We start from the raw sequence: 1876 nt of genomic DNA on the forward strand, positions 1-1876 counted from the left end.
AACTGCACTAAACAGACAAACCTGCATTTACTTAAAACACTAGTAGGAACAAGAGAACAAGCTTTTTTTAGGAAGCACAATGGCTTTTTCCTGTCCACTTACAGAAAGGGTAATTTCCTCTCCAGAAAGCTCCTGCTCAATTATAGATTTTAATTGGCATTTATCATATCTGCTAGTATCCGATAAATCGAGTTGGTTAATTCGTAAAATTTGATCCCCAGGTTTTAGATTACTACGCTCTGCTTCGGTATTCGCCCAAACAAATTGACAGACCACCTCTCCATTATCAATCCTATACTTGAATCCGAAATTTATGAACTTAGTCTCATCAAAATCCTGAAGGATAGGTTTCACATACAAGTTCCGCTTCGGGAAATCAAAGGTTAAATTATAATAGTTCAGAATTCCTGCTCCAATAGAACATACAGAACTTGTTCCTACATAGGTAATCGCATTTTTAAGCGTATCATTTTGAAAACGAAAACCCGGAGTTTTCACCAATTTTAGGGCTGCTGTATCTTGAATTTCTCCAATAACTGTGGAATAAAGACTACCCTTTCCTTTAGTAAGCTCCTTTTTTCGCAGGTATTTTAACATGCTATTTCTCACTTCAAAAGTACCATTATCACCCAAATCGAATAACATGGTTGCTCCAAAACCATCAACAAATGCACCAACAATTAAAGGGATAGTTCCATTAGAAATTTTCTCTTTCTGTTTTTGTCCTATATTATTTAGATGATCAACATCATCCGTCACAGTTAATTCATTATGGTCAAAGCTCCAAACACAAGCTCGCATCAGATTGTATCCAATAACACCATCAATCTGACTACAGCTAACTGCAGAATTTAACTCCTTTTTGGTATGAACCGAAACACCCACTTTTTCAAAGGATAGTCCGTTAAATGAAAGATCTATAAATGAAAAATCAGCAGCCTTCTTTGAAATACCATCCGATATACTGTCTGAAAAAAAAGCGGATAAACCAAGCTCTTTATATATTTCAGTAGAGATGCAACCACTTTGACATCCTGTATCTAATAAAAATCGGTACATCTTTTTGCTTCCCTTAATTCTTACTGCTGGTAGAACGTATTTGTTATCTATAATCTCCACTGGAAGCTGAATGCAAAAATCTTTATTCTTTAGCTTCGCAACGGCCTGCACTTTTTTAAAGTTATCTGCCTTAGCAGCAGTACTTAGCAAACAAAATAGCAATACAATTAGTGTGTTTTTCATTATTCATTAAATTTATCCTTGCCCCATTTCAAGGGATTATTCTCAATATAATTGGCAATTCGATGATATTCCGGATCATTGCGAATGATATGATCGTGGAATCGCTCCTGCCATTTAAAATTTGGATCTATTTTTCGCGCCTCTTTCGTAACCGCCGATTTATAGGATCGGAGGATGCTGGCCAATGATCCTTTTTTGGGGGATATGGCCGCCATTTTTTCATTTTTGGCATTCGATTCCAGCATCGGCATTGCCGCCGTACAGACGCAGCATGCATGTACAGACGTTGCATGCAACGTCTCTGCAGTATTTACAATTTCAATAATACCGTGCACATGATTGGGCATCACCACAAAGGCATGCAATATTACGAATGGAAAACATCGCAAAAAAAAACCATCCGGAAGGTAGCGGATGGGTGTTTATTTAGCAGGGAGGCAATGAATTTACAGAATGCCGCCGACTTTTCTCAGGGCCTGCCCATTCAATATTTTTATTTTTCTCCCCTGAAGTTCGATGAGCTCATCGGATTTAAATTCCGATAAAAGCCGGATTACCGACTCGGTGGCAGTTCCCACCATATTGGCCAACTCTTCGCGAGTTAAGGAAATTTTCAGGCATCCATCTTCGGCCA

General features: G+C 38.2%; 3 protein-coding genes. All 3 read right to left on the reverse strand.

Annotation, left to right across the window (positions count from 1 at the left end):
• Positions 1-39 precede the first annotated feature (39 nt).
• Positions 40-1242: an aspartyl protease family protein gene (locus ABYT26_RS17630; RefSeq protein ID WP_372756350.1), complete on the reverse strand. Its 1203-nt coding sequence runs from the start codon at positions 1240-1242 to the stop codon at positions 40-42.
• Positions 1242-1457 carry a hypothetical protein gene (locus ABYT26_RS17635; RefSeq protein WP_372756352.1) on the reverse strand — a complete coding sequence of 72 codons (216 nt, stop codon included), beginning with the start codon at positions 1455-1457 and terminating at the stop codon, positions 1242-1244. The genes ABYT26_RS17630 and ABYT26_RS17635 overlap by 1 nt, the downstream gene beginning before the upstream one ends.
• A 231-nt stretch (positions 1458-1688) precedes the next feature.
• A partial coding sequence (locus ABYT26_RS17640) for a Crp/Fnr family transcriptional regulator (RefSeq protein ID WP_372756354.1) occupies positions 1689-1876 on the reverse strand: 188 nt, incomplete at its 5' end.

Source organism: Labilibaculum sp., assembly GCF_041595635.1.
Taxonomy (GTDB): domain Bacteria; phylum Bacteroidota; class Bacteroidia; order Bacteroidales; family Marinifilaceae; genus Labilibaculum.

Excerpts from the sequence above, each read along its gene's own strand:
- ABYT26_RS17630 (WP_372756350.1), bottom strand. The coding sequence starts at position 1,242 with ATGAAAAACACACTAATTGTATTGCTATTTTGTTTGCTAAGTACTGCT.
- ABYT26_RS17635 (WP_372756352.1), bottom strand. The coding sequence starts at position 1,457 with ATGGCGGCCATATCCCCCAAAAAAGGATCATTGGCCAGCATCCTCCGA.